Source organism: Streptomyces sp. NPDC026062, from assembly GCF_055568375.1.
In genome coordinates this window covers 137,734-164,544 of sequence record NZ_JBVHOQ010000004.1, presented here as the reverse complement: position 1 = coordinate 164,544, position 26,811 = coordinate 137,734, and the positions used below count along the sequence as shown (strand labels likewise).

20 protein-coding genes are annotated in these 26,811 nt (G+C 71.3%); 16 read left to right on the top strand and 4 right to left on the bottom strand.

Annotation, left to right across the window (positions count from 1 at the left end):
- The first annotated feature begins 1 nt into the window (after nucleotide 1).
- The 3 genes from pcaB to ACZ4LX_RS05365 all read left to right on the top strand — a co-directional run bounded on the left by pcaB (nucleotide 2) and on the right by ACZ4LX_RS05365 (nucleotide 3,986).
- Entirely contained in the window at nucleotides 2-1,477 is a 1,476-nt protein-coding gene (pcaB, locus tag ACZ4LX_RS05375; RefSeq protein ID WP_467639907.1) for a 3-carboxy-cis,cis-muconate cycloisomerase, read from the top strand.
- A gap of 124 nt (nucleotides 1,478-1,601) precedes the next feature.
- On the top strand, nucleotides 1,602-2,807 hold the full coding sequence (pcaDC, locus tag ACZ4LX_RS05370; protein WP_467639517.1) for a bifunctional 3-oxoadipate enol-lactonase/4-carboxymuconolactone decarboxylase PcaDC: 1,206 nt from the start codon (nucleotides 1,602-1,604) through the stop codon (nucleotides 2,805-2,807).
- Between the two features lie 3 nt (nucleotides 2,808-2,810).
- Nucleotides 2,811-3,986: a 4-hydroxybenzoate 3-monooxygenase gene (locus ACZ4LX_RS05365; RefSeq protein ID WP_467639521.1), complete on the top strand. Its 1,176-nt coding sequence runs from the start codon at nucleotides 2,811-2,813 to the stop codon at nucleotides 3,984-3,986.
- A 376-nt stretch (nucleotides 3,987-4,362) separates the two neighbouring features.
- Here the strand turns inward: ACZ4LX_RS05365 and ACZ4LX_RS05360 are convergent, their stop codons facing one another.
- Nucleotides 4,363-5,325, bottom strand: coding sequence for a TauD/TfdA dioxygenase family protein (locus ACZ4LX_RS05360; RefSeq protein ID WP_467639524.1), 963 nt, complete (start codon nucleotides 5,323-5,325; stop codon nucleotides 4,363-4,365).
- 544 nt (nucleotides 5,326-5,869) lie between these two features.
- On the opposite strand from ACZ4LX_RS05360, the gene ACZ4LX_RS05355 reads away from it, so the two are divergent.
- The 7 genes from ACZ4LX_RS05355 (at nucleotide 5,870) to ACZ4LX_RS05325 (ending at nucleotide 14,670) form a co-directional block, all read left to right on the top strand.
- Nucleotides 5,870-7,096, top strand: a complete 1,227-nt coding sequence (locus tag ACZ4LX_RS05355; protein WP_467639527.1) for an ROK family protein — start codon at nucleotides 5,870-5,872, stop codon at nucleotides 7,094-7,096.
- Nucleotides 7,097-7,185: 89 nt separating this feature from the next.
- Nucleotides 7,186-7,269 (top strand): putative leader peptide, encoded by an 84-nt coding sequence (locus ACZ4LX_RS05350; RefSeq protein WP_467639910.1) that lies wholly within the window; start codon nucleotides 7,186-7,188, stop codon nucleotides 7,267-7,269.
- A 348-nt stretch (nucleotides 7,270-7,617) separates the two neighbouring features.
- Nucleotides 7,618-9,210 (top strand): ABC transporter substrate-binding protein, encoded by a 1,593-nt coding sequence (locus ACZ4LX_RS05345; protein ID WP_467639530.1) that lies wholly within the window; start codon nucleotides 7,618-7,620, stop codon nucleotides 9,208-9,210.
- A gap of 1 nt (nucleotide 9,211) precedes the next feature.
- Complete coding sequence (locus ACZ4LX_RS05340) at nucleotides 9,212-10,156, top strand: ABC transporter permease (RefSeq protein ID WP_467639533.1); 945 nt, start codon at nucleotides 9,212-9,214, stop codon at nucleotides 10,154-10,156.
- Between the two features lie 5 nt (nucleotides 10,157-10,161).
- Nucleotides 10,162-11,043, top strand: a complete 882-nt coding sequence (locus ACZ4LX_RS05335; protein ID WP_467639536.1) for an ABC transporter permease — start codon at nucleotides 10,162-10,164, stop codon at nucleotides 11,041-11,043.
- Complete coding sequence (locus tag ACZ4LX_RS05330) at nucleotides 11,040-12,896, top strand: dipeptide ABC transporter ATP-binding protein (RefSeq protein WP_467639539.1); 1,857 nt, start codon at nucleotides 11,040-11,042, stop codon at nucleotides 12,894-12,896. Before ACZ4LX_RS05335 ends, ACZ4LX_RS05330 begins: the two co-directional genes overlap by 4 nt.
- 145 nt (nucleotides 12,897-13,041) lie before the next feature.
- Nucleotides 13,042-14,670, top strand: a complete 1,629-nt coding sequence (locus ACZ4LX_RS05325; protein WP_467639541.1) for an MFS transporter — start codon at nucleotides 13,042-13,044, stop codon at nucleotides 14,668-14,670.
- A 163-nt stretch (nucleotides 14,671-14,833) separates the two neighbouring features.
- On the opposite strand, the gene ACZ4LX_RS05320 is transcribed toward ACZ4LX_RS05325, so the two are convergent.
- Both ACZ4LX_RS05320 and ACZ4LX_RS05315 read right to left on the bottom strand, forming a co-directional pair.
- Nucleotides 14,834-15,424, bottom strand: coding sequence for an SMI1/KNR4 family protein (locus ACZ4LX_RS05320; protein ID WP_467639544.1), 591 nt, complete (start codon nucleotides 15,422-15,424; stop codon nucleotides 14,834-14,836).
- A 123-nt stretch (nucleotides 15,425-15,547) separates the two neighbouring features.
- Nucleotides 15,548-17,839 carry an exo-beta-d-1,3/1,6-glucosidase gene (locus ACZ4LX_RS05315; protein ID WP_467639547.1) on the bottom strand — a complete coding sequence of 764 codons (2,292 nt, stop codon included), beginning with the start codon at nucleotides 17,837-17,839 and terminating at the stop codon, nucleotides 15,548-15,550.
- A 153-nt stretch (nucleotides 17,840-17,992) separates the two neighbouring features.
- Between ACZ4LX_RS05315 and ACZ4LX_RS05310 the strand changes: the two genes are divergently transcribed.
- Together ACZ4LX_RS05310 and ACZ4LX_RS05305 are read left to right on the top strand one after the other, a co-directional pair.
- Nucleotides 17,993-18,592, top strand: coding sequence for a TetR/AcrR family transcriptional regulator (locus tag ACZ4LX_RS05310; RefSeq protein WP_467639550.1), 600 nt, complete (start codon nucleotides 17,993-17,995; stop codon nucleotides 18,590-18,592).
- Between the two features lie 289 nt (nucleotides 18,593-18,881).
- Complete coding sequence (locus tag ACZ4LX_RS05305) at nucleotides 18,882-21,884, top strand: carbohydrate binding domain-containing protein (protein WP_467639553.1); 3,003 nt, start codon at nucleotides 18,882-18,884, stop codon at nucleotides 21,882-21,884.
- 134 nt (nucleotides 21,885-22,018) lie between these two features.
- Here the strand turns inward: ACZ4LX_RS05305 and ACZ4LX_RS05300 are convergent, their stop codons facing one another.
- Nucleotides 22,019-22,936 carry a carbohydrate kinase family protein gene (locus tag ACZ4LX_RS05300; protein WP_467639555.1) on the bottom strand — a complete coding sequence of 306 codons (918 nt, stop codon included), beginning with the start codon at nucleotides 22,934-22,936 and terminating at the stop codon, nucleotides 22,019-22,021.
- Nucleotides 22,937-23,148: 212 nt separating this feature from the next.
- On the opposite strand from ACZ4LX_RS05300, the gene ACZ4LX_RS05295 reads away from it, so the two are divergent.
- The 4 genes from ACZ4LX_RS05295 to ACZ4LX_RS05280 all read left to right on the top strand — a co-directional run bounded on the left by ACZ4LX_RS05295 (nucleotide 23,149) and on the right by ACZ4LX_RS05280 (nucleotide 26,767).
- Nucleotides 23,149-23,613, top strand: a complete 465-nt coding sequence (locus tag ACZ4LX_RS05295; protein WP_467639558.1) for a hypothetical protein — start codon at nucleotides 23,149-23,151, stop codon at nucleotides 23,611-23,613.
- Nucleotides 23,614-23,748: 135 nt separating this feature from the next.
- The gene (locus ACZ4LX_RS05290; protein WP_467639561.1) at nucleotides 23,749-24,003 is read left to right on the top strand and encodes a WhiB family transcriptional regulator; all 255 of its coding nucleotides are present in this window, start codon (nucleotides 23,749-23,751) and stop codon (nucleotides 24,001-24,003) included.
- Nucleotides 24,004-24,078: 75 nt separating this feature from the next.
- Complete coding sequence (locus ACZ4LX_RS05285; protein WP_467639564.1) at nucleotides 24,079-24,396, top strand: YkvA family protein; 318 nt, start codon at nucleotides 24,079-24,081, stop codon at nucleotides 24,394-24,396.
- Between the two features lie 220 nt (nucleotides 24,397-24,616).
- The gene (locus tag ACZ4LX_RS05280) at nucleotides 24,617-26,767 is read left to right on the top strand and encodes a discoidin domain-containing protein (protein WP_467639567.1); all 2,151 of its coding nucleotides are present in this window, start codon (nucleotides 24,617-24,619) and stop codon (nucleotides 26,765-26,767) included.
- The last annotated feature ends 44 nt before the right edge of the window (nucleotides 26,768-26,811 follow it).

Genomic DNA, 26,811 nt, shown 5'->3' with positions numbered 1-26,811 from the left:
CGTGGCCGCCCACTCGGGCCGCGCGGCGGCTTCCGCCTGCCCGGCGGCGGACGTCGGCCTGCTGGCACCGGTCCGCGCCGGAACCGGGGTCGAGAACGTGACGGGTGACGCGGCATACGTACGTGCGCTGCTCGCCGCCGAGACGGCGCTCGTCCGGGTCCAGGAATCGCTCGGCCACGCTCCGGCCGGCGCGGCGGAGGCCGTCGAGTCGGCAGCGGCCGACACCGCCAGGTTCGACGCGCGCGGCCTGGCGCTGCGCGCCCGGTCGGGCGGCAACCCGGTCATCCCGCTGGTCGCCGACCTGACGGCCGTCGTCGCCGAACAGTCCCCGGAGGCCGCCGCTCACGTCCACCGGGGCGCGACGAGTCAGGACATCCTCGACACCGCCGCCATGCTGGTGGCGTCCGAGGCCCTGCGCCTGACCCTCGCCGACCTGGACCGAGCCGCCACCGCCCTGGCGCGCACCGCCGCCGAACACCGTGACACACCGATGGCGGGCCGCACCCTCACCCAGCACGCCGTGCCGACCACCTTCGGTCTCAAGGTGGCGGGCTGGCGCGCCCTCGTCCTCGACGCCCGCGACCGGCTCGCCACGGTCCGGCAGGCTCTCCCGGTCCAACTGGGAGGTGCGGCGGGCACGTTGGCGGCGTTCGCGGCCTTCGCTGAGCCCGGCGCTCCGTGCCATGCCGCGGACGGAGCCGGCGACGGGGAGGGACACGCCGGGGGCGACGCGCAGGATGCCGGTGCGCGTCTCGTCGAGGCGTACGCCACCGCTACCGGACTCGCCGCCCCCACGCTGCCCTGGCACACCTTGCGCACCCCGGTCGCCGACCTCGGCGGAGCGCTGGCCTTCACCGCCGGGGCACTCGGTAAATTCGCCGCGGATGTCCTCGTCCTCTCCCGGACCGAGATCGGCGAGGTCTCCGAGGGCACCGGCGGCCCGTCGTCCGCGATGCCGCACAAGGCCAATCCGGTCCGCGCCGTCCTCATCGCAGCCGCCGCCCGCCAGGTACCCGCCCTTGCGGGGATCCTCTACGGTGCGCTCGCCGCCGAGGACGAACGCCCGCCCGGCGCGTGGCACGCCGAGTGGCAGCCCCTGCGCGAGGCGCTGCGAGCCGTTGGGGGAGCCGCCGACGAAGCGGCCACCCTGGCCGAAGGGCTGCGTGTCCACCCCAGGCGCATGCGTGAGAACCTCGACGCGACCGGCGGGCTGATCGTCAGCGAACGGCTCGGCGCGGTCCTCTCGGCCAGGGTCGGACGGTCCGCCGCCCGCACGGCGGTGACCGACGGCGCCGCCCGCGCGGCCCGTGAGGGCATCCGGCTCCACGAGGCCCTGGCTCATGACCCCGCCCTGGCGGGCGTGGTGACGCCGGACGAACTGAGGACCCTCACCGACCCGTCCGGCTACACCGGGGCAGCCGGGCTCCTCGTCGACCGCGCGCTGCGCCGCCGCGGCGAGGGGACCGCCGCGGAATGACGCGCAGACCGCACACAACGAACCCGGTACGCATCGGCCGCCCTGCGGCACCGCACCCGCACCGTGCACGTACGGCGGCAGCCGGGCACCCCTCACCACCGTCCACGGCCGGTCCAGGAGCACCATGACCACCTCGCACACACCCGACGCCCCCACCGCGCGGCTTCTCCACCACCGGGTGGACGGCCCCCTCTCCGGCCTGCCGCTCATCCTCGGACCTTCCCTCGGCACCGCACTCTCCGTGTGGGACGCACAGACCGCCGCACTGGCCCGCGATCACCGGGTGGTCCGCTGGGACCTGCCCGGACACGGCTCGACCCCCGCCGCACTGCTCCCCGAAGGCAGCGGCGTCGCCGAACTGGGCCGGCAAGTGCTCCGCCTCGCCGACGCCCTCGGCATCGACCGGTTCGCGTACGCCGGCATATCCCTCGGCGGAGCGGTCGGGGCCTGGCTGGCCGTCCACCACCCCGACCGGATCAGCTCGCTCGCGCTCGTGTGCTCCTCGGCGCGCTTCGGTGATCCGAGAGCCTGGCAGGAACGCGCCGCCCTGGTACGGGCCGAAGGCATCGGCCCGGTGGCCGGCACCGCTGCGGGCCGCTGGTTCACCGCGGACTTCGCCGACAGCCCGGCGGCCCGTGCGGTACTGGCAGACCTGCGCGACGTCGACCCTCACGCGTACGCCTCGCTGTGCGACGCCCTCGCCGCGTACGACCTGCGCGGTGAGCTGGCGGGCATCACCGCCCCCACGCTCGTCGTCGCGGGCCGCGACGATCCCGCGACCCCCGTCGCCCACGCCCGCGAACTGGCCGACACGATCCCCGGCTCGACGCTGGTCGAACTCCCGCACGCCTCCCACCTGGCCAACGTCGAACGGCCCGCCCCCGTACGGGCAGCGCTGCTGAACCACCTCGCGGCCGGGACCGAGGCCGCCACCGACGACGCGTCCCGCCACACCGCCGGGCTCGCCGTGCGCCGCGCCGTCCTCGGCGACGCGCATGTCGACCGGGCCGTCGCCAGGGCCACGCCCTTCACCGCCGTGTTCCAGGACTTCATCACCCGCTACGCGTGGGGCGAGGTGTGGACCAGGCCCGGTCTCGACCAGCGGACCCGGCGCTGCCTCACCCTCACCGCCCTGGTGGCACTCGGCCACCACGAGGAACTGGCCATGCACCTGCGGGCCGCGCTCAGCAGCGGCGACCTCACCCCCGAGGACGTCCAGGAGGTCCTGCTCCAGGCAGCCGTCTACTGCGGAGTCCCGGCAGCCAACGCCGCGTTCGCCGCCGCGGACCGGATCCTCACCGACATCACTCACGCAGCCAAGGAGAAGTAGCCCATGCACACGACCGTAGGCATCATCGGCGGCGGACCGGCGGGACTCCTCCTTGCCCGCCTGCTGCACCGCGCGGGTGTCGAGTGCGTGGTCCTGGAGAGCCGCGACCGCGCGTACGTCGAACAGCGTCAGCGCGCCGGCATTCTCGAACAGTCCACCGTCGACGCGCTCCGCGAGGCCGGCGCCGCCGAGCGCCTCGATGCCGAGGGCCTGGTGCACGACGGTATCGAGCTACGCTGGGAGGGCCGTGCCCACCGCGTCGACTTCCCCTCGCTCACCGGCGGCCGCCGGGTGTGGGTCTATGCCCAGACCGAAGTCGTCAAGGACCTCATAGCCCTGCAACTGGCGGACGGCGCACCGCTGCTCTTCGGTGCCGAGGTCACCTCGGTGGAGGGGGCCGACACCGGCCGGCCGGCCATCCACTACACGCGCGAGGGCCGCGACACGGTGCTCACCTGCGACTACGTGGTGGGCTGCGACGGATTCCACGGGGTCGCACGGGCCGCGATCCCTGCCGGGGCGCAGCGTACGTACGACCGGGTGTACCCGTACTCCTGGCTGGGGATCCTGGCCGACGTACCGCCGTCCTGCGACGAACTGATCTACGCGCACTCGCCGCGCGGCTTCGCCCTGCACAGCATGCGGTCGCCCGAGGTCAGCCGGCTCTACCTCCAGGTGCCCAACGGCACCGACCCCGCCGACTGGTCCGATTCACGGATCTGGGACGAACTCGAAGCCCGCTTCGCCGTCGACGGGGACTGGACACTGCGGCGCGGCCCGATCACCTCGAAGTCCGTGCTGCCGATGCGCAGTTCCGTCACCGAACCCATGCGGTACGGCCGCGTCCTGCTCGCCGGGGACGCCGCCCACATCGTGCCGCCCACCGGGGCGAAGGGGCTCAACCTGGCGGCGGCCGACGTCGTCGTGCTGGCCCGTGCCCTGGTGCGCCGGCAGACGACCGGCTCCTCCGACCTGCTGGACGCGTACTCCGACACCTGCCTGAGCCGGGTGTGGCGGGCCGAGCACTTCTCGTACTTCATGACCACCACGCTCCACACCGACCCGGAGCAGAGCGGATTCGACACCCGGTTGCAGGTCTCGCAGCTGGACCGGATCGCCGCCTCCCCGCACGCCGCCGCCGAACTCGCACAGAACTACGCGGGCCTGCCCCTGCCGTAGGCGCGGCCACCCGGCAGCCTCAACGGGCGCTCCCTCCGCTCACGACCTCAGATGCGTCCACCCAGGATCCTCTGAGCGGACGTGCCTACCGTCCGGCCGAAACGGCCCACTCGCGTGGGGCCCATGTGCCGGCCTCGCCCCACCACCAGGACCGGTCCGGTACTCACCGTCGCACACACGCCGGGCCCCCTCCTGGGCGTCCGAGGCGATCCAGTGCGCGTAGCCGCCCCGGCCGCCCGCTTCCACGGGCCGTCCGGGTGGCCCTCGCCCGCCGGATGCCATGTGCCGTTGTACCCGGCCACCGGGAACGCCCCGGTGGGCGACGCCGCAGCGCCGGCCACCGGGACCGGTGCCGCACCGCGCGGGGTGGACCCGCTCACACGGCCCCCTGGGCGACCGAGGCCGTCGAGGCGCCGGAAGCGATACCGAAGGACGGGTCGGGCACCGCCTCGGGGCTGATGAGCGTGGAGGAGCGGCCGTCGGTGCCGACGGGGACGTCACCGTCGATGGTCACGCGCCGCAGCTTGCGCTCGTGGGTGTCGGAGTCGTCCACGCCGTAGTGCTGGGTGGCGCGGTTGTCCCAGATGGCGACGTCGCCCACCTGCCAGTCCCAGCGCACCGTGTTCTCCGGGCGCTCGATGTGGGACTGGAACAGATTGACGAGTGCCCGGGAGTCGCTCCCCGTCAGCCCGCTGATCCGCTGGACGAAGTTACCGAGAAGCAGGACGCGTTCACCGGTCTCGGGGTGGACGCGGACCACCGGGTGCTCGGTGAGGAACTTCGTCGAGGTGAACACCTCCCGGTACTTGGCGAGCGCCTCCGGCGGGGCGGTCGGCCGCAGCGCCACATAGTCGTAGTCGTTGGAGTGGACGGCCCGCAGGCCGTCGGCCAGGGTGCGCAGCTGTTCCGGCAGTTCGGCGTAGGCGGCGGCGGTGTTGGACCACAGGGTGTTGCCGCCGTACGGCGGGATGACGACGGCGCGCAGGATGGAGAAGGCCGGGTAGGCGGGGACGAACGTGACATCGGTGTGCCACTGGTTGGCCCGGCCGCCGTGGTCGGAGTCGATGCCCAGCGAGTAGCGGCCGTCGGCGGACGGAACCGTCGGGTGGGCGACCGGGGTGCCGAGCAGCCGCCCGAACGCCTCGTGGCTGTCCTCGTCCAGATGGTCCTGACCGCGGAAGAAGACGACCTTGTTGGCCAGCAGCGCGGACCGGACGGCCGCCACGGTCTCGGGCGCGAGATCTCCGCCGAGGCGGACCCCGGAGATGACGGCGCCGATGCGGCCGCCGAGCTTCTGGACAGTAAGGGCGGGTGCGGGGGCGGTGGTTGTGGAGGTCATGGCAGATTCCTTTCGAGGACGAGCTCGTGCCGCCGGCCGATCGTGAGGCTCGGACAACGGCACATTGATTAATTCGGGAGAGGAATTAATGGGGGCGTGTGGCGCCCGCAGGCGGATGGTTGGTGCCGTCCGGCAGCGGAGGCGGGACGGAGAGCCGTCCGGCGTACGGTGCGAAGCAGCCTGGTCAGGCGGCGGTACAGCGGCCCGGACACACGGGCGGCATTGCGGTGCGGCCGGCGCGGGCGGGCCGCGCATCGGTAACGGCCGTCGCGAACATGTTCTGGAGACTCGCAGCGCCCCGCGGCGTACGTCAAGCGCGACCAGGTGCCCCGCAGGGCGTCGGGCAGTGGTTCAATCGGCGCCTGCACGGGGCTCGCGCCCCCTCCGGACAAGCACCGTTGAACCGCCTCTGAACTGCGATTTTCCTTGCCGGTCGGGAGGGGGTGCGAGCCCCGGTCCGGTGCCGGGCGCCCGCCCGGAGACGAATTCACGCCGCCGTAACGTTGCGACCGCTCCCGTGTCGCAGGACCCGAGGAAGACCTCCATGACACCAGAGCAAGGCCCCACGGCGACTGCCCCGCATGTCTTCCGGGCGACCGGTGACGGCCGGCGCGAGGCCAACGCCGCCACGGTGCTGCGCACCGTGCTCGACCACGGGCCGGTCGCGCGCCGGACGATCGCCGGTCTGTCGGGGCTCAGCCCGGCCGCCGTGTCCCGCCAGTGCACCGACCTCGTAGGGCTCGGTCTGGTGCGGGAGTTGCCCGAACTGGTGGCGAGCGGCGGAGTCGGCAGGCCTCAGATCCCCGTCGATCTCCACACCGGGGAGAGCGGGGGGCCGGTCACGGCCGGAGTCCACATCGGCGTACCCGTTTCGACTTTCGGCCTGCTGGACCTGCGCGGACGGCTGCTGGCCCGCCGCGCCCTCCCGCACGACGCCGTCGCGCCGGACGAGCTGCCGCTCCGGATCGCCCAGGGGCTGCGCGCGTTTCTCGGTGACGTGGGGCGCGGACGGCGTCTGCTGGGTGTGGGCGCGGCACTCGGAGGCTGGGTGGATCCGGTCACGGGCACCGCCGTGAGGCATGACGCGCTCGGCTGGCACCAGCGGCCGCTGGCCGCCGAACTCGCCCGCGGACTGGGCGGTATCGAGGTGCGGATCGACAACCACGCCCGCGCCGTCGCGCAGTCGGAGATCCTCTTCGGGCGGCCCGCGGCGCGCCGCAGCCTGGTCCACCTCTTCATCGGCAACGTGGTCGACGCCGCGCTCGGTATCGCCGGAGTGGTTCACCAGGGGCCGGGCTCCGGAGCCGGTGATGTGGCGCATCTGCCCGTGCCCGACTCCACGGCCGTCTGCCCCTGCGGGCGGTCCGGCTGCCTGGAGGCGACCGCCTCCAACACCGCCGTCGCCCGGACCGCCGTGCGCCGAGGGATCGTGCCCGAGCCGGACACGTTCCTGGTGGTGGACGCCGCGGCGGCCGGCGACCGGCGCGCGGACCGGCTGCTGCGCGAACGGGCCCGTGCGGTCGGCCGGGCGACGGCCCTGCTCCTGGACGTCCTCAACCCCGATCTGGTCGTGGTCACCGAACATTCCAGCCTGGTCAATCCGGAATACCTGGAGGAGATCCGGGGAGCGGCGGTGGACCATTCCCATGTCTGCCGGGATCCCGAACGGATCGTCAGTCCGCATGCCGGTACCGCCGTCATCCCTGTCGCGGCCGGCACGGTCCTGCTGAACCCGCTGTTCAGGAGCCCGCTGACGGGACCGGTCCGGTAGGGGACGGTGAGGGGCACGAGAGGGACCTCGTATCAGGATCCGGACAGAGCGGGTTGACCGTCCGGCGAAGCCACTGCCATATTGCTCCCGTGAACCCGGACAAGCGCCTCGTCTCCCGCAGGCATGTCGACCTCTGTCGGCAGGCCAGCGCGGTCTGTGCCGTCCGCGGCTGACCCGGCCCGTCTCTTCCCAGGTCCCCTCCCGGTGCGTGCGACGACTCGCTGACACCGCGTCGGCGGAAAGGGAACCCCGGCCGGTGCTGATTCCCCGCGGTCCCGCACGCCGTCACGGCGGGATACGCGGCACCACACCTCCCTCCGCTCCGGCCGGCACCCTGGTGGGCCGTCGGCGCTGATCCCGCACAGGCTCCCTGTGCGCCCGAACCGTGTCTCCTTCAGGTCGTACCACCTCGGCCTCAATTCCTCCCGCAGCGGAACGAACGCATGAGCGCGCCGCGCCGCATCGGTGCGCCCCGCCGCAGCCTCTCCCTCCCCGTCTCTCACCGTCACAGGCAGGCTTCGATGACCGAGCTGTACCCCTTCACGCCTCCCGGCCCCTCCCGGCGCTCCGCTCTGCGCGCCGCCGGGGGCGGCACCCTGCTTCTCGGACTGGGCCTGGCGGGCTGCCGCTCGGCTGTGTCGCAGGCCGCGTCCGAACCACAGGGCGCGAGCGCCGCGCCCCGGCGCGGCGGCGTCCTCGACGTCGCCGTCAACAGCGACTTCACTCCCGCCCTGTTGTTCTCCCAGAGCAGCCAGTCGCTCCAGCACCGGCTGATCTACAACACCCTGACCCGGTACGACGACCGGCTCAGCCCGAAGCCGGAGCTCGCCCGCTCATGGACGTACGCCAGGGACGGACGCAGCATCACGCTCCGGCTGCGCGACGACGTGACGTTCCACAGCGGCCGCGAATTCACCGCGGACGATGTGATCTTCGCGGTGAAGAACCTTCAGAACCCGGTAAGGGCAGCACAGTTGCGCGCCACAGCCGCTGCGGTCACCGGCTTCGAGAAGCGCGGCGACCATGAACTGGTGCTCAAGCTGGCCCATCCGGTGAACAACCTCTTCGACCTGTTCGAGTTCATGATCATCGCTGACTCGGAGACGGTCGAGGACGCCGTCACCGGAAAGAAGCTCATCGGCACCGGCCCGTTCGAGCTGAAGAAGTGGAGCCCCGGCTCCGGCCTGAGCCTGACCAGGAACACCGCGTACTGGCAACCGGGCCGGCCCTATCTCGACGGTGTCGAACTGCGCGTCATTCCCCAGGCCGACGCCCTGATCTCGTCCCTGCGCTCCGGCCAGTCCCAGCTCTCCTTCAACGTGCCGGGCAAGAGCCTCGGCGTCCTCAAGAGCGATCCGCACCTCACCATCAGCGACTACGACACGGGCGGCGGCGCCGTCTACCTCGGGGTGAACACCACCATCGCCCCGCTGGACAACCGGACCGTGCGCCAGGCCCTCGCCTGGGCCGTCGACCGCGACCGGCTGCTCGCGCAGACCCTCGGCGGCTACGGCCTCGCCTCGGCCTCCCCCTGGCCCAGATCGTCTCCCGCCTTCACCGAGGCGCACCGCACCCACTACTCCCACAACCCCGCCAAGGCCAGAGAACTGCTGAAGTCCGCCGGGCACACCGAGCTGGAGCTGCCGCTGCTGCACCTCGCACTGCCCGGCGAGACCGCGATCGCCGAATCCCTCCAGTACGACCTCGGACAGGTGGGCGTCCGCGTCACCCTCCAGCCCACCGACCCGGCCACCGGACAGAAGAAGCTGATCTCCCAGGGCATGCCGGCCCTGTGGACCATGGGACACGGCTTCGCCCAGGTCCAGCCCTCGACCCTGGCGGTCAGCGCCTATCCGTTCAACGAGGCGAAGAACACCTCCGAGTACCGGTCGGCCGAGTACACCGAGGTGGTGCAGGAGGCCTGGACCAAGCCCGAGCCGAGCACGGCCGAGGCCAACGCCCAGCACGAGAAGATCTCCTCCATCCTGCTCGACGAGGCCTTCCTCATCGACCTCGTCGTCCGAGGACAGGTCCAGGTCGCCGCCGGCCGGCTGCACGGCGTCACCCTGAACAAGTTCGCCTATCTCAACCTCGACAACGCCTACCTGGTGTGACATGCGCGGCTATCTGATCCGGCGGCTGCCGTCGGCCCTCCTCGTCCTGATCGCCGCCTCGTTCCTGATCTTCACCATCCTGCGGCTCGTCCCCGGTGACCCGGCCACCACCCTCGCGGGCCCCGACGCGGACGCGGCGACCGTCGCCGCGATCCGGGACCGGCTCGGCCTCGACGCGCCCCTGCTCTCCCAGTACGCCCACTGGATCGGCTCGCTGCTGACGGGAGACCTCGGCCCCTCGTACGCGATCGGCGGCCGGACCGCCGACCTGATCCGGGACGGGCTCGGCGCAACCACCGAACTCACCCTGGCCGCACTCCTGTTCGTGACCGTCCTCGGTACGGCCTTCGGCGTGCTCGGCGCCACCGCCCGCAGCCGCTGGATCCGTGCCGCGGTCCGAGTGACCACGACCGCCGCCCTGGCCGTGCCGCCCTTCGTCAGCGGGGTGCTGCTCGTGCTGCTGTTCGCCGTGATCCTCGGCGTACTGCCGCCGGGCGGCCGGATTGCCTTCCTGACCGCACCCGATCTCGCCGCGCAGTACCTGCTGCTGCCCGCGCTCTGCCTGGCCCTGCCCAGCGCCGCCGTACTCGGCCGCTACCTCAAGGACGGCATCGAACGAGCGCTCGCCGAGGACTGCATCCGCACCGCGACCGCCGCCGGCATCGCTCCGCGCCGGCTGCTGTGGCGCCACGCCCTGCCGAACGCCCTCCCGCCCGTCGTCACCCTGCTCGGCATGCAGGTGGGACACCTCCTCGGCGGAGCCGTACTCGTCGAGGCGATCTTCGCCTGGCCGGGTCTCGGCCGGCTCGCCGAGCAGGGCCTCCAGCGCCGGGACTACCCCGTCGTCCAGGACCTCCTGCTGCTCCTGGTCGCCGTCTTCGTCCTCGTCCAGCTGCTCACCGACCTCGTGTACGCCTGGCTCGACCCCCGGATCAGGTGGGAGTGACACCCATGACCTCGACGACCGACCTCACCGCCGGCCCGCCCCCCGCCCCCGAGGCGCGCGACCGGACCCCCAACCGCCACCCCTACCGCGGGGCGCTGTCCACCGCCCGCGGCCGTACGGGGCTCGTCCTCGTCGGTGCGGTGATGCTCGCCGGACTGCTCGCGCCGCTGCTGGCCGGACACGGCCCCACCGAACAGAGCGGCCAGAGCCTGGCCGCCCTCGGCACCCCCGGGCATCCGCTGGGCACCGACGACCTCGGCCGTGACCTGCTCAGCCGCGTGCTCTACGGCATCCGGGCCGACCTCGGCATCATCGCGCTCGCCGTACCCCTCGGTGCCGTACTGGGCTGCCTGTTCGCCCTCGCCGCCGCCGCGCACCCGGTGGCCGACACCGTCGTCCAGCGCGTCTTCGACCTCCTTCTCGCCTTCCCGGGCCTGATCCTGGCGCTCGCCGTCACCGCGATCCTGGGACCGGGCCGCATCCCCGTCGTCCTCGTCATCGCACTTGCCGAGATCCCGGCGTTCGGACGTCTGCTGCGCGGCGGGATCCTCGTCCAGCGCGAGCGGGAGTACGTCACCGCCGCCCGGGTCGGCGGCAGCTCCGGCCGCCGGGTGCTGGTCCGGCACATCCTGCCCAACGCGGCCGACCCGCTCATCGTCCAGATCGCCGTCTCGCTGACCGTCGCCGTGTTCATCGAAGGCGCCATGAGCTTCCTCGGAGTCGGTGTACGACCGCCGGAACCCACCCTCGGAGCCGTACTCAGCCAGTCCATGCCCTATCTCGCCCAGGCCCCGAACTTCGCCGCGGGCCCCCTGATCACCGTGACCGCGCTCGTCCTCGGCCTCTCGCTGATCGCCGAGGCGCTCAACCGGGAGATACGCCGATGACCGCCCAGGAACTGCTGCAGGTCCGCGACCTCGGTGTCGAGTTCACCGCCCCCGACGGCTCGGCGCTGCGCGCCGTCCGGGGCGTCTCGTTCAGCCTGAACCGGGGCGAGCGGCTGGCCGTCGTCGGCGAGTCCGGCTCAGGCAAGTCCACTACCGCACTCGCCCTGACCCGGATGCTGCCGGGCACCGGCCGCATCACCACCGGGACGGTCCGCCTCGACGGCCGGGACCTGGCCGCCGCCACCGAGCAGGAGCTGCGCGCGGTGCGCGGAGCCCGCATCGGCATGATCTTCCAGGACCCGATGACGGCCCTCAACCCCGTCCTGACGGCCGGCCGTCACATCGAAGAGGTCCTGCGCGCGCACGGCAACCGCGACAGGGCCGCCCGCAGGGCCCGGGCCGTCGAGCTCCTGGACCGCGTCGGCATCCCCGAGCCGCACCGGCGGGCCGGCGACCATCCGCACCAGTTCTCCGGAGGCCAGCGCCAGCGGATCCTCATCGCCATGGCCCTGGCCGGAGAACCCGACATCCTGCTGGCCGACGAACCGACGACGGCGCTGGACGCCACGGTCCAGGACCGGATCCTCACCCTGCTCGCCGACCTCAACCGGGAGACCGGCACCGCTCTGGTCCTGATCACGCACAACATGGGCGTCGTCGCCCGCGCCTGCGAACGCGTCCTGGTCATGTACGGCGGCACGGTCGTCGAGGACGGGCCCACCGCCGAGGTCCTCACCCGCCCCCGCCACCCGTACACCGCAGGGCTCCTCGCCGCCGTGCCCCGCCTCTCCGCCCCGTCCGGCACCCGGCTCACCGGAATCCCCGGCAGCCCGCCCGACCTCACCCTGCTCGGTGACGGCTGCGCCTTCGCCGACCGATGCACGCTCGTCGAGGACCGGTGCCGGACGGCCGCGCCCCGGCTGGCCCGGTCGTCGGACGGCGTGCGTGTGGCCTGCCTGCCCGCCGCCGGACGCACCGAGCCGCTGCCCGCACCCGCCCCGCCCGTCCGCGTCGACCGGCCCGCCCCCGGTGCCGTCGTCCTGGAGGCCGAGGCGCTGCGCAAGACCTACAAGGGGCGCGGGCCCAGGCGGCACGCAGTTCCCGCGCTCGACGGCGTGTCGCTGACGCTGGCGGCGGGGGAGACCCTCGGCATTGTCGGTGAGTCCGGCTCCGGGAAGTCCACCCTGGCCCGGGTACTGGCGCACGCCCACGCCTCTGACGGGGGCAGCATCCGGCTGCGCGGCGAGGACGTCACCCGGCCCTCCAAGCGCGCCCTGCACGCCGTGCGCCGCCAGGTCCAGATGGTGTTCCAGGACCCGTACGCCTCGCTCAACCCCCGGATGACGGTCGGCGAGATCATCGCCGAGCCCCTGATCGCCTTCGGCCTCGGCGACCGGAACGAACGGCAGGAGCGAGTGGCGCGACTGCTGAGCAGGACCGGCCTGGACCCGGATGTCGCCGACCGGCACCCGCGCTCCTTCTCCGGCGGCCAGCGCCAGCGCATCGGCATCGCGCGGGCCCTCGCCCCCGAACCCTCCGTCCTCATCTGTGACGAACCCGTCTCCGCCCTCGACGTGTCCGTACAGGCGCAGATCGTCGGCCTGCTCACCGACCTCCAGCGTGACCTCGGCCTCGCCCTGGTCTTCATCGCCCACGACCTCGCGGTCGTCCGGCAGGTCAGTCACCGCATCGCGGTCATGCACCAGGGCCGGATCGTGGAGACCGGCAGCGCCGACGAGGTCTGCGAGCACCCCCGCGACCCGTACACCCGCGCCCTGCTGGCCGCCGCCCCCGAACCCGTACCCCCGGCGGCCCGGACCGTACGGACGCGGCGGACGGGAGCACTCGCCTGACCGCCAGCGCGAAGACCGGGCCGCACCACGCGGGCCGCGACGCCGGGCGCCGTCGTCCGAATGGCGGCGCCCGACGGGCGGGGCTAACGTCGGGGGAGTGAACGGCCACGTTCACCGACGGCCCGAGCGGCAAGCAAGCAATCCCATGACGGGTTCCCACGCGACACCCCCGCAGGCTGCCGAACCCCGGAAGACGGGGCGAGGCAGCGGGATCGCTCTACTTGTCATCTGCTCATGCCAGTTGATGGTGGTTCTCGACATCACCATCGTGAACATCGCACTCCCGCACATCCAGACCGCGCTGGGTTTCTCCACCGAGAACCTCTCCTGGGTGATCAACGCCTACACACTGACCTTCGGCGGGCTGCTCCTGCTGGGCGGGCGTCTGGGAGACATCCTCGGCCGCCGCAGAGTCTTCATGTTCGGTGTGAGCCTCTTCGTCTTCGCCTCCCTGCTCGGCGGTCTCTCCCAGGAATCGTGGCAACTGCTCGCCGCCCGCGCCCTGCAGGGTGTCGGCGGTGCCATCGCCTCACCCACCGCACTGTCGCTCATCACCACGACCTTCCGCGAAGGCCCGGCCCGCAACAGGGCGTTCGGTGTGTTCGCGGCCGTCTCGGCCGGCGGCAGTGCCATCGGACTGCTGGCGGGCGGCGTACTGGTGGAGTGGCTCGACTGGCGGTGGATCTTCTTCGTCAACGTCCCCATCGGTCTGCTGATCGTGCTCGCCACCCGCCGCTACATCCGTGAGTCGGAACGGCATCCCGGTCACTTCGACGTCGTGGGCGCACTGACGGCGACGCTCGGCATGGTGTGTCTCGTCTACGGCTTCATCCGCGCGTCCGAGGAGGGCTGGAGCGACACCCTGACTCTCGCTGCCTTCGCCGCGGCCGTGGTGCTGCTGGCGCTGTTCATCGCGATCGAGAGCCGGTCGCGCCAGCCCATCACACCCCTGTGGATGTTCCGTGACCGCAACCGCGCCGGCACCTACGGAATGATGCTCAGCCTTGCCGCGGCGATGTTCGGCATGTTCTTCTTCCTGACCCTGTTCGTCCAGAACATCCTGGACTTCAGCCCGCTGAAGACGGGCCTCGCCTTCCTGCCGATCAGCGTGATCGTCGCCGTGGGCGCCGGGTTCGCCTCCCGGCTGCTGCCCAGGTGGGGCCCGAAACCCTTCATGGTGACGGGTGCGCTCCTGGCCGCCGCGGGGCTGGGCTGGCTGACCCGGACCGACGTCCACAGCTCGTACCTGGGGAGCCTCCTGGGCCCGGTGCTGGTGTTCGGTCTCGGGATGGGACTGCAGTTCGTCTCGCTCACGCTGATGGCCGTCTCGGGGGTGGCCCCGCACGAGGCCGGTGCGGCCTCCGGCATCCTCAACACCACCCAGCAGGTGGGCGGATCGCTCGGCCTCTCCATCCTCGTCACGGTCTTCGGTACGGCGAGCCGCGACGAGGCCACCGACCAGGTGCCGAAATTCCTCGCGGAGGCGACGCCGGCCCAGCTTGCCGAATTCCGCCGTACCGGACAGCTGCCGGGAACCTGGGGGGACCAGGTCCTGGCCTCGGGCGTCTCCACCGCGTTCGTCGTCGCGGCGGTCTTCGCCGTCGTCGCGGCCCTGATCGCCCTGTTCGTCATCCAAGTGCGCCCCTCGGACGTGGAGCGCCTGCGCGGAGGCGCACCGATGCCCGGCGTGGGGGAGGCGGACGGGCAGGCGGAGAGCGGTACGGGTCCCGCGGCGGCGGGTCCGTCCGGCGAACCGCCGGGGCCGGAGAAGTGACCCCGCACCGAAGAGCTGCCAGGCCGGTTGCCTGCTCGGCACGCGCCCGAGCGCCGTCGGCGACCGACTCCGTCCGGCGCCGGGCCCCGGCTGGGCCACCCGGGCCGGAATCGACCGGGAGGTCCGTCCGCCGGGAGGTTCGTACGGCGTGCGGGGACAGCTCTCAGCGGCGAACAACAGGTTCCGGCGGAAGGGGCGGCCCCCAGTCCGGTGGCAACAGAGCCCATGAACCGTGATCCAGCCACTCCCGGAATGTGACGGGCCGGGCGCCGGCGCCATGATCCAAGGAGAGCGGGACGATCAGGTCACAGCTGGCCCGTCCGTCCCACCACACGGTGCCGGCCAGGGAGCCGGTCAGCGCCAGCAGGGTGGAGAAGCCGCAGCCGTGCTCCTGGACGACGACCGCACCGGCCGTCTTCAGGTCCTCGAACCTTTCGGTCTCGTCGAACCAGGCCCGCCAGGCCGCTCGGTACCCGGCGTCGTCGCCGAACGCCTCGGGCCTTGGCTCACGCGCCGACAGCTCGTCGTCCCTGCCGGCGTAGGAGCCGGGATGCGGGAAGGGAACGGTCAGCAACTCGCGCCGTCCCTCGTCGTTCCCCGCCCACCACCATCCGCGCCCGGTCCGCTCAAGCCGTGCGAGTGACCCGCCCGCGCTCACCTCGCGCAGATGAGCCCGGTACTCCCCGGGAAAGGACACGCCGAGTTCCTGTTCTGCCTCGGAGATCTCCGCTTCGGTGAGGGGCGAATCCGTCATGGGCCAGCTCCGGGAACTCTTACGGACGGACGGAAGGAGGGAAGGGGGACACCACCGGGGGCGTGTGGAGCCCCCATGGGCACCGGACCAAGTGATCCGCGGGGAGCGCCATGGGGGCAGTCCTCAGCCCTTGACCATGAACGGCGCCCGCAGAAGGACGGCGTCGCGCGACGAAGGCCCGACGAGGAGCTCGAACGCGCCCGGCTCGACGATCCGCCTGCCCTCGGCGTCCACCAGGCTGCAGTCGGCGACCGGCAGCTCGATGACGACCTGCCGCGACTCGCCGGGGGCCAGCGACACCTGGCGGTAGGCCTTGAGCTCCTTCTCCGCCCAGGTCACGGAGGTCACCGTGTCGCTGACGTACGCCTGCACGGTCTCCAGCACGGGGCGCCGACCGGTGTTCCGGACGACGACGCGCGCCCGCAGGGTGTCACCGGCGCCGAGGACGTCGGTGGGCACCTCGAGATCCGTGTAGGTGACTGTCGTGTAGCTGAGCCCCTCGCCGAAGACGAACGCCGGACTCTGCGTCAGATCGGCGTAGCGGGTGCCGTGCTGGCCCCGCACCTGGTTGTAGTACGTCGGCTGCTGCCCCGCATGACGTGCGAAGGAGAGGGGCAGCCGTCCGGAGGGCTCGATGAGACCGAGGGCGAGTTCGGCCACGGCCCGGCCACCGAGCATGCCCGGGTTGAAGGCGTGCACGATCGCCGCTGCGCGGTGGGCCGACGGCGGGAGTACGAGCGGCTTGGAGCTGATGACGACCACGACCAGCGGCCTGCCCGTCGCCACGAGCGCGTCGAGCAGCGCGACCTGGCCGCCGATCAGCTCCAGGGTTGCCGTGGAGCGGCCCTCACCGACGAGTTCGATGCGGTCACCCACGACCGCGACGACGTAGTCGGCGGCCTCCGCCGCGGCGACCGCCTCGGCGATCATGGCCTCGGACGGCTCGGCCGGGACGACGATCTCCGGCCGCGGCTGTCCGTCGGGGAAGAAGGCGCCCTCGGGGTCCGGCCCCACGGTCAGGATGTCCGCGCCCCGCGCGTACGTGACGTTCCAGCCGTCCGGAACCTGCTCGCGGAACCCGTCCAGCACGGTACGGATCATGGTGCGCGGCTGCCCTTCCGGCAGCCAGTCCGCCTGGCCCGACGAACCCGCCCAGTCGCCGAGCTGGGTCTGCGCGTCGTCGGCGTTGGGCCCGATGACGGCGACCGTGCGCGGTACGGATCCGGCCCCTGCGACCGCGCGTCCGTCGGTACCGGCCTCGAACCCGCCGGCCAGCGGCAGCGTGCCGTCATTGGCCAGCAGCACCAGCGAGCGGCGCGCCGCTTCGAGGTTCAGCCCGGCGTGACCGGCGCTGCCGATGACGGCGGCCTGGCGCTCCCGGTCCGGGTGGCGCGGATTCTCGAACAGTCCCAGCTCGAACTTGAGCGTGAGAATGCGCCGGACGGCTGCGTCGATCTCCGCCTCGTCGAGCGTGCCGGCGGCGACCGCGTCCTGCGCCCCGTCGAAGAAGGCCGGCGTCGTCATCACCATGTCGTTGCCCGCGCGGACCGCGGCGGCGGCCGCCTGGGTGTGGTCGGCGTACACATGCTGCTCCCACACCATGCGGCCCACGTTGTCCCAGTCGGTCACCAGGGTTCCGGTGTACCCCCACTCGCCGCGCAGCACCTCGTTCAGCAGCCAGTTGTTGACCGTGACAGGGACACCGTCCATGGACTGGTAGCCGAGCATGAACGTCCGGCAGCCCTCGCGGGCGACGCGCTCGAACGGCGGCAGGAACCACGAGCGCAGCTTGCGGCGCGAGATGTCGGCCTCACTGGCGTCCCGGCCGCCCTGGGTCTCGGAATACCCCGCGAAGTGCTTGGCGCACGCGAGGATCGCCGTCGGGTCGTCCAGCCCGTCGCCCTGGTAGCCGCGCACCATCGCCGAGGCGAGCTCACCGATGAGGAAGGGGTCCTCGCCGAAGGTCTCGCTCACCCGGCCCCAGCGCAGGTCCCGGGTGATGCACAGGACCGGCGAGAACGTCCAGTGGACCCCGGTCGCGGCCACCTCGACAGCGGTGGCACGGGCGATCCGCTCCACGAGCTCCGGGTCCCAGGTCGCCGCCATGCCGAGCTGGGTGGGGTAGATCGTGGCCCCCTCCCAGAACGAGTGTCCGTGGATGCAGTCCTCAGCGACCAGCAGCGGGATCCGCAACCGGGTCCGCTCGGTGAGCGCTGCCGCCTCCAGGACCCGTTCGGGTGAGGCGTGAAGGATCGAACCCGCGTGCATCTCCTCGATGAGGCCGCGTACCCCGTCCTTCGCGTTCAGCTGGAGCATCTGGCCGACCTTCTCCGGCAGCGTCATCCGGCCGACGAGGTCGGTGACACGCTCCGGGACGGACAGCGCGGGGTCGAGGTAGGGCAGGGAGGAGCCCACGGGGGTTCCTTTCACAGGTCGGCGGGATGGCGCGGCACGGCACAACTCTGCCGCTGGGATCCACCGTACGCCCAAATCCCGACCGGGTGGTAAGTATGTTGGGTGCGCGACGGTACGCAGGGGTGCCGTCCGCCATGACCGGGAGAGTGGCGAGTGACGGGTGAGGCACGTCGTGGCTACGCGAAGGGCCGCGCGAAGCGCGTGGAGATCCTCGACCAGGCGATGGCCATGTTCGGCGAGGCCGGCTACCGGGGTGCCTCGCTGCGTGTGATCGCGACGCGTTGCGGCATCTCGCACCCGGGCCTGCTGCACCATTTCCCCACGAAGGGCTCACTGCTGCTCGCCGTTCTCGAACACCGCGACGAGGTCGACGGGGCGTGGCTGTCCGTCGGTGCTCCCAGGGGCGTGGACCGTTTGCGGCGGCTGGCCGGCCTTGCCGCGCTGAATGCCGAACGGCGGGGAATCGTCGAGCTGTTCTCCGTACTCGCCGCCGAGGCCACCTCGGCCGGTCACCCGGCGCACGCCTACTTCGTCGAGCGGTACCGGCACTCGGTTCTGACCACCGCCGTCTCCTATGCGGAGGCCCGCGAAGAGGGGGTCCTGCGGGACGGGATCGACCCGGACGAGGCGGCGCAGCAGCTGATCGCGCTGATGGACGGACTCCAGACGCAGTGGCTCCTCAGCGGCTGCACCACGGACATGGCGGGAGTGCTGCGCGCCCATCTGCAGGCGCAGTTGACCGTGCCGCTCTGAGAGGGGGCGGGGCGGGCGCGGACGGTCCGGGCATCCGGAATCATGCCGTCCGTATGGGGAGGGCGGGCTGTGGGGTGCCGGGCCTCTTTACGGGCTTGTCATGTGCCGGTAACTTCCCAACCGCAAGAGATTGCAGCAAAATTCCGGCTGGAATTGCAGACGGAACGCATGCCCATCGCTCGGACCTTGAGGCGCGTCAGGGTTTCCGGCGGGACGGTGCAGGTCCCCTACGCCTGCGCCCTGGACGCCACGGCTTCGCCGTCGCCGTGGCCCTTCCCTGGAGACACCGATGAAACGCACCCCTCACCGGCTGCTGAGACGCCCCTTCGCGGCAGCCACGGCCGCGGCCGCAGTGCTCGGTCTGTTCACCGCGCTGCCCGGCACACCCGACCTGGACGCGAAGCCCGTCGCCGCTGCCGAGACGTCCACGACCGTCTTCTACTACACGAGAACGAAGAACTGGACGGCCTACAACCTCCATTACGCACCGGACGGCGGTTCCTGGACCGCGGTGCCCGGGGTGGCGATGGAGGCCGCCTGTACCGACTGGGTGAAGAAGACCGTTCCGCTCGGAACCGCGCAAGGACTGCAGGCAACCTTCAACAACGGGTCCGGGGTCTGGGACAACAACGCCGGCAAGAACTACGAGCTGGGCAGCGGCAGCATCACCGTCAAGGACGGGGTCGTGGCCCACAGCGACCCGTGCGCGGGGGGAACCGGTCCGGACCCGAGCCCGAGCCCCACCGGCAGTGCCGGCACCACCGCCTCGGTGTACTACTCGACCGCCACGGTCGGCTGGACCACCACCAACCTGCACTACCAGCCCGCGGGCGGCTCCTGGACCGCGGTGCCCGGCGTCGGTATGGAGCCCGCCTGTACCGGCTGGGTGAAGAAGACGGTCGATCTCGGCGCCGCCACCTCGATGAAGGCGGCGTTCAACAACGGAAACGGTGTCTGGGACAACAACAACGGCGGCGACTACACGATCCCCGCCGGTGTCAGCACCGTGAAGGACCGGGCCGTCGTCAAGGACGCCGAGGACCCGTGCGCCGCTGAGACGCCGGACACCGAGGCGCCGACCGTGCCCACCGGAGTGACGGCCAAGGCCGACGGCGTCGGGGTGGTCCTGACCTGGGAACCTTCCACGGACAACAAGAAGGTGACCAAATACCAGGTCACCCGGACCGGAGGTACCAAGGGCAGCGTCGTCACCGACGTGAGCTCGACGGTGCTCTCGGAGTCGGGCCTGGAGGAGAACACCTCCTACACCTACACCGTCAAGGCGGCAGACGCGGCGGGCAACACCTCGGCGGCCTCCGCCGCCGCGAAGGCGACCACGGGGGAGAAGCCGCCCGCGGCGTCCCAGGGCAAGCCGCTCGGCACCGACCCGCGCAAGGACCCGATCTACTTCGTCCTCACCGCCCGCTTCAACGACGGGGACGCGAGCAACAACCGGGGCGGCAGCCAGGATGTGAAGTCCGGCAACGCCGCCAACAACGACCCCATGTTCCGGGGCGACTTCAAGGGCCTGGTCAAGAAGCTCGACTACATCAAGGGGCTCGGCTTCTCGGCCATCTGGATCACCCCGGTCGTCCTGAACCGGTCCGACTACGACTACCACGGCTACCACGGCTACGACTTCTACAAGGTCGACCCCCGCCTGGAGTCCGCCGGAGCCTCGTACCAGGACCTGATCAACGCCGCCCATGCCAAGGGCATCAAGATCTACCAGGACGTCGTCTACAACCACTCCTCGCGCTGGGGCGCCAAGGGGCTGTTCACCCCGACGGTCTACGGGGTCCGGGACTCCCAGTGGAGCTGGTACTACGACGAGAAGAACGAAGGCTTCGAGTACGACGGTCTGACCGTCGACCCCAAGAGCGGCAAGTCCTACTACAACGGCGACCTGTGGTCCACGGCCGAACCGGCGGGCAACACCTGCCTCAACTGGGGCAAGCCCACGGGGGCCACCTCGCCCGAGGGCTACAAGATCTACAACTGCCAGTGGCCGAACCCGACTTCGGGAATGTTCCCGAAGGAGTACTACCACAACTGCTGGCTCGGCAACTGGGAGGGCGAGGACTCCCGCTCCTGCTGGCTGCACGAGGACCTGGCCGACTTCAACACCGAGTCGGCCCCCGTCCAGAACTATCTGATCGGCGCCTACGACAAGTACATCGACATGGGCGTCGACGGCTTCCGTATCGACACGGCCGTGCACATCCCGCGCACCACCTGGAACCGCCGCTTCCTGCCCGCGATCCAGGAACGCGTCACCCAGCAGTTCGGCGCCGAGGCCGCGAAGAACTTCCTGGTCTTCGGCGAGGTCGGAGCGTTCGTCAACGACAAGTGGAACCGGGGCTCGGTCAACCACTCCGCGCAGTTCTTCACCTGGAAGGAACGCAAGGAGTACGACGCCGACGACGCCAAGGCCGCGCTGGAGATGTACGACTACGAGAACCAGCTCGGCACCGGCTCCCAGCCGACGTCCACCAACGCCTTCCTGGACGGCAACACCTACCACGCCCCCGACCACAGCCGGTTCTCGGGCATGAACATCATCGACATGCGCATGCACATGAACTTCGGTGATGCCACGAACGCGTACAACAACGGCAAGGATTCCGACGACTCGACGAACGACGCCACGTACAACGTCGTCTACGTCGACAGCCACGACTACGGCCCCAACAAAAGCAGCGAGCGCTACGCGGGCGGCACCGACGCCTGGGCCGAGAACATGGCCCTGATGTGGACCTTCCGCGGCATTCCGACCCTGTACTACGGATCGGAGATCGAGTTCCAGGCCGGCAAGAAGATCGACTGCGGGCCCAGCTGTCCGCTGGCCACCACCGGACGCGCCTACTACGGCGACCACCTCGCGGGCGACGTCACCTCCTCGGAGTTCTCCAAGGTCGACTCGGCCACCGGTGAGGTCGCCAACACGCTGTCCAAGCCACTGGTCAAACACGTCCAGCGGCTCAACGAGATCCGGCGGGCTGTCCCGGCCCTCCAGATGGGCCAGTACTCCACCGAGGGCATCACCGGGCAGATGGCGTACAAGCGCCGCTACACCAGCGGCACGACGGACAGCTTCGCGCTCGTCACCGTCACCGGCGGAGCCTCGTACACGGGGATCCCCAACGGAACGTACAAGGACGCCGTCACCGGTGACACGCGGGTCGTCAGCGACGGGAAGCTCACTGTCGCCGCACCCGGCAAGGGCAACATGCGCGTCTATGTGCTGAACGGTCCGGGGATGATCGGCACAGCGGGTCCGTATCTGAAGTAGTTCCGTAGCCGAAGCAGTCCGAGGCCCGGGGCCGTCCGAAGCACGACGGAAACGGCGGCGCTTCGGCCGCGCGGCGCGTGCCCCGGCGGTCCGGTGAATCCGGCCCGCCGGGGCACGCGCACACTCCGGGACGGCTACGAAGCGCCGCCGTCCGCCGCCAGCAGGGCTTCGCGGCCGATCAGGGCGGTCGACCCCGGAGCCGTACAGGCGAAGGCACCCGCCACCGCGCCGAGACGGGCGGACCCGAGGGCGTCCCGGCCGTCGAGCCGTCCGTACAGGAACCCGGTGACGAACGCGTCGCCCGCACCGTTGCTGTCCACCACCGGCGCGGGCGGAACCGTCGCCGGCACGTGGACCGGGTCCGGGCCACCGTCGCGGGTGAGCACGTAGGACCCCGCCGCGCCGTCCGTGGCGACCACCGTGCCTGCACGGCCCTCACGCAGAATCTCCCGCATCAGCGCCGGGGCGCGGTCGCCCGTCGCCGCCGCGCTGAAGAAGACGAGATCGGAGCGGAGCGCGAACTCCCGCTGATGGTCACCCACACCGTCCCAGTCGTGCAGATCGGTGGAGACCGGAACGCCCAGGGCCTCGATGTCGTCGTAGAGGAAACGCGTGAAGTTCATGATCGACAGATGGACGTGGCGCGCCCGCCGCATTCGGGGGAGGTAGAAGTCACGCGGCATCCGCAGATCCGCCGGATCCCGGGCGTCGTAGAACGACATCCGCCGGCCGGTCGCGTCCACCAGGTTCACCGCACGGCGGGTGCCCGCCGCCGAGATCAGCGGGTGGAACTCCACCTCGCCCCCGGCCAGCCGCTCGCGCACCTGCGCACCGGTCCAGTCGTCGCCGATGCAGTCGAGCAGTGCGACATCCAGCCCCAGCGCGCGGGCACCGAGCGCCACATTGCCCCCGGTCTGGCCGGGCCACTCCTCGATCGGGCCGACCATGACCGAGTCGGCGAGCGGGACCGGCAGGGAGTCGACGCGGACGATGGTGTCCACCCCGCTGCCGCCGACCACCAAGACGTCGTATTCCGTTTGCTGTTGGACCACTGTGCCGCCTCTCCGTTCCCGCCGTGGCCAGTATGACCGAGGGCCTGCGCGTGAGTCCGGCTCACCTGCGGGTCCGGCTCCTTCCGCGTGGAACGGTCGGGGCAGGCCCTTCTCGGTGTGCGGCCCCGGTCCCGGCCGGCCCTTCTCTGCGCGCGGCCCGGACCTCCGCTGGCTATGGTCGGTCAGGGGCTGTCGAACCGTGGAGGACCCTCATGTTCCCGCTGCCCGACCCGCGCGACTTCCCGCCGCGCATCGCCACCGGCGCGTTCATCCTCAACTCCGGCCTGGGCAAGCTCAAGGCCGACGAGGCGACCCAGCAGGGCCTGCACGGCATGGCCTGCACGGCCTACCCGTTCCTCAAGAAGATCGAGCCCGACCGGTTCACCCGGTTGCTGGCCTGGTCGGAGATCGCGGTCGGCAGCAGCCTGCTGGTCCCCTTCGTGCCGACGAGGCTTGCCGGACTGGCCCTCACCGGATTCTCCGGCGGGCTGCTCGGCCTGTATCTGCGGGTACCGGGAATGCGTGAACCCGGCAGCCTGCGCCCGAGCCAGGACGGCGTCCCGCTGGCCAAGGACTCCTGGATGTTCGGCATCGGGCTGGGCTTCCTCGGCGCGGGGCCGCGCCGAGGAAGGCCGGCCACGCACCGTTGCCGCCGGCACCGCGGGTGCGCACACTGACGCACCCGGATACCGCCCCCGCGGCCTCGACAGCCGCGGAGGTGCGCCGCAGGGGTTTCAAAAGCCCCGGGACGGTCACCCGCAGCGTACGGAGCCGGACAGCTCCACACGCGACCGTCAGGAGAGTGAGACTCCATGGAGAACTGGCGCACACACGCGGCGTGCCGCGACGAGGACCCCGACCTGTTCTTCCCCGTCGGCAGCACCGGCCCCGCGCTCGTGCAGGAGGAGGACGCGAAGACGGTGTGCCGGGGCTGCCCCGTACAGGAGGAGTGTTTGCGGTGGGCCCTGGAGAACGGCCAGAACGCCGGTGTGTGGGGCGGCCTCGGTGAGGACGAGCGCCGCGCGCTGAAGCGCCGCTCGCACAGGCGGGCCAAAGGTCCCGGATAGCGACGAGGGCGTTGTCACACCGCGTGCCCCCGCTCTCGCCTGGTGATTCCCGGGGCGGCTGGTGCACGATGAGGTATGGACACCACGGCCTGGATCGTCATCGGCGCGGCTTTCGTGCTGCTCACCGCAGGCGTCGCCGGAGTCCTCCTGCTGCGGGTCCTGCGCGCCAGGAAACTGCTGGCCGACGCCGGAATCCCGCTGCGCGACAAGGCCCTGCTCTGGGCTGCCGTGATCTACACGGTGTCGCCCGTCGACCTGGTGCCGGATCCTGTGTACCTCGACGACATCGGCTTTCTGCTGCTGGCCCTGCGCTCGCTGCACTCCGCCGCGCGGGCGGCCGGAGCCGGCGGGCGCGCGGAGCGGCCGGTGGAGGCCGGAAGCCTCGTTCCGTAGGGCCGCCCCGTCCGCGAGCAGGGAAGCGGCGTCCGGATTCCGGGCGTCCCTCACCTCCCTGGACCCCTGCGGTCATGTCCGGGGGAACCGGACGCGTCACGTTCGTTGACAGCTGAGCACGTACACGCCACTCTCCTGGGAGAGCGCTCTCCCATTCGGTTACGGGACACCGTCCCGCACTCTTCTGCCAGGAGAGAATGTGCACAGAGCTTGCGCAGCCATGCCCGCGAGACCGCGTCCGGGCACGCTGCTGATCACCCTTCTCGCCCTTCTCGCGTCCTCGCTCGTGATGCTGGCCGCGCCCCCCGCCCGAGCCGCCGAGACCCTTCTCTCACAGGGGAAAAACGCCACCGCCTCGTCCCAGGAGGGCGACGGCTACTCCGCCTCCGCCGCCGTGGACGGAGACCTCAGCGGCACCCGCTGGGCCAGCGAGTGGCGCGATCCGCAGTGGATCCAGGTGGACCTGGGTGCCACGGCAGACCTCAGCAGGGCCGTGCTGACCTGGGAGTCCGCCTATGGAAAGGCGTACGAGATCCAGGCCTCGGACGACGGATCGCACTGGCGGACCCTCGAAACCGTGACCGCCGGCGACGGCGGTACGGACGATCTCGCCGTCTCCGGGTCGGGCCGCTACGTCCGGATGTACGGCACCGCCCGCTCCGGCGGCTACGGCTACTCCCTCTGGGAGTTCCAGGTGTACGGCAGTGCCACCGGCACGCCCCCCGGCTCCGGCGGCGCTGTCCGTGTCACCGGCTCACAGGGCGACTGGCAGCTGACCGTCGACGGCAAGCCCTACCAGGTCAAGGGTCTGACCTGGGGCCCGTCCGTCGCCGACGCGGCTCGGTACCTGCCGGACCTGAGATCGATGGGCGTCAACACCATCCGTACCTGGGGGACCGACGGTTCCTCGAAGCCGCTGCTGGACGAGGCCGCGGCCAACGGCATCCGGGTCGTCAGCGGCTTCTGGCTCCAGCCGGGCGGCGGGCCGGGCAGCGGGGGGTGCGTCAACTACGTCACCGACGAGGCCTACAAGTCCTCCTCGCTCACCGAGTTCGCCAAGTGGGCCGAGACATACCGGAACCACCCGGGCGTCCTCATGTGGAACGTCGGCAACGAGTCGGTCCTCGGCCTCCAGAACTGCTACAGCGGTGACGAACTGGAGAGGCAGCGCAACGCCTACACCGCCTTCGTCAACGACGTGGCGAAGAAGATCCACACCGTCGACCCGGACCACCCGGTGACCTCGACCGACGCCTGGACGGGCGCGTGGCCCTACTACAAGCGCAACGCCCCCGACCTCGACCTGTACTCGGTCAACTCCTACGGCGACATCTGCGGGGTCCGCGAGGCCTGGCAGACCGGTGGGTACACCAAGCCCTACATCATCACCGAGGGTGGTCCGGCCGGTGAGTGGGAGGTCCCCGACGACGCCAACGGCGTCCCGGACGAGCCCACCGACGTCCAGAAGGCCGAGGGCTACACCAAGGCCTGGAACTGTGTCACCGCCCATCAGGGCGTCGCGCTGGGAGCCACGCTCTTCCACTACGGCACGGAGCACGACTTCGGCGGCGTCTGGTTCAACGTGGTGCCCGACGGCAGGAGAAGGCTCTCGTACTACGCCCTGAAGAAGGCGTACGCGGGCTCCACCGCCGGGGACAACACCCCGCCGGTCATCAGCGGCATGACCGTGCAGAACGCCACCGGGGCTCCCGCCGGGCAGGAGTTCACCGTTCGTGCCGACATCCGTGACCCGGACAACGACCCGCTGACCTACAGGATCTATCTGAGCGGAAACTACGCCACCGGTGACAAGGCCCTGGTCGAGGCGGAATGGCGGTCCACGGGCAACGGCACGTTCGCCGTACGGGCGCCGGAGCGGCTGGGTGTGTGGAAGGTCTACATCCAGGCCGAGGACGGACACGGCAACGCGGGCATCGAGACCAAGTCCGTGAAGGTCGTGGTTCCTCCGGTCACCGGCACCAATCTGGCCCTCGGGCGGCCGGCCACCGCCACCTCCGCGCAGTCCGGCAGCACCGGCTGCCCCTGCACGGCAGCGATGGCGACCGACGGCAGAATGGACACCCGCTGGGCCAGCGACTGGAGCGACCCCCAGTCGATCCAGGTCGACCTCGGTGAGCGCAAGTCCTTCCGCCACCTCCAGTTGGTATGGGATCCGGCCTACGCCAAGGCGTACGAGGTACTGGTCTCGGACGACGGCGCCAACTGGCGGTCCGTCTACACCACCACCGTCGGCAACGGTGACGCCGACGACCTCGACCTCGCGCAGACCGCCCGTTATGTGAAGCTCAACCTCACGCATCGGGGCACCGGTTGGGGCTACTCCCTCTGGGAGTTCGGTATCTACGGCTGACCGGGGCGCGGTGCCGGTGAGGGACGAGGGCCGCCCCTCACCGG

What these genes read in the sequence shown, in the direction of transcription:
- pcaDC (WP_467639517.1), top strand. Translation starts at nt 1,602, where the DNA reads ATGACCACCTCGCACACACCCGACGCCCCCACCGCGCGGCTTCTCCAC.
- ACZ4LX_RS05355 (WP_467639527.1), top strand. Translation starts at nt 5,870, where the DNA reads ATGACACCAGAGCAAGGCCCCACGGCGACTGCCCCGCATGTCTTCCGG.
- ACZ4LX_RS05320 (WP_467639544.1), bottom strand. Translation starts at nt 15,424, where the DNA reads ATGACGGATTCGCCCCTCACCGAAGCGGAGATCTCCGAGGCAGAACAG.
- ACZ4LX_RS05330 (WP_467639539.1), top strand. Translation starts at nt 11,040, where the DNA reads ATGACCGCCCAGGAACTGCTGCAGGTCCGCGACCTCGGTGTCGAGTTC.
- ACZ4LX_RS05280 (WP_467639567.1), top strand. Translation starts at nt 24,617, where the DNA reads ATGCCCGCGAGACCGCGTCCGGGCACGCTGCTGATCACCCTTCTCGCC.
- ACZ4LX_RS05285 (WP_467639564.1), top strand. Translation starts at nt 24,079, where the DNA reads ATGGACACCACGGCCTGGATCGTCATCGGCGCGGCTTTCGTGCTGCTC.
- ACZ4LX_RS05325 (WP_467639541.1), top strand. Translation starts at nt 13,042, where the DNA reads ATGACGGGTTCCCACGCGACACCCCCGCAGGCTGCCGAACCCCGGAAG.
- ACZ4LX_RS05340 (WP_467639533.1), top strand. Translation starts at nt 9,212, where the DNA reads ATGCGCGGCTATCTGATCCGGCGGCTGCCGTCGGCCCTCCTCGTCCTG.
- ACZ4LX_RS05335 (WP_467639536.1), top strand. Translation starts at nt 10,162, where the DNA reads ATGACCTCGACGACCGACCTCACCGCCGGCCCGCCCCCCGCCCCCGAG.
- ACZ4LX_RS05290 (WP_467639561.1), top strand. Translation starts at nt 23,749, where the DNA reads ATGGAGAACTGGCGCACACACGCGGCGTGCCGCGACGAGGACCCCGAC.
- ACZ4LX_RS05365 (WP_467639521.1), top strand. Translation starts at nt 2,811, where the DNA reads ATGCACACGACCGTAGGCATCATCGGCGGCGGACCGGCGGGACTCCTC.
- ACZ4LX_RS05360 (WP_467639524.1), bottom strand. Translation starts at nt 5,325, where the DNA reads ATGACCTCCACAACCACCGCCCCCGCACCCGCCCTTACTGTCCAGAAG.
- ACZ4LX_RS05305 (WP_467639553.1), top strand. Translation starts at nt 18,882, where the DNA reads ATGAAACGCACCCCTCACCGGCTGCTGAGACGCCCCTTCGCGGCAGCC.
- ACZ4LX_RS05345 (WP_467639530.1), top strand. Translation starts at nt 7,618, where the DNA reads ATGACCGAGCTGTACCCCTTCACGCCTCCCGGCCCCTCCCGGCGCTCC.
- ACZ4LX_RS05295 (WP_467639558.1), top strand. Translation starts at nt 23,149, where the DNA reads ATGTTCCCGCTGCCCGACCCGCGCGACTTCCCGCCGCGCATCGCCACC.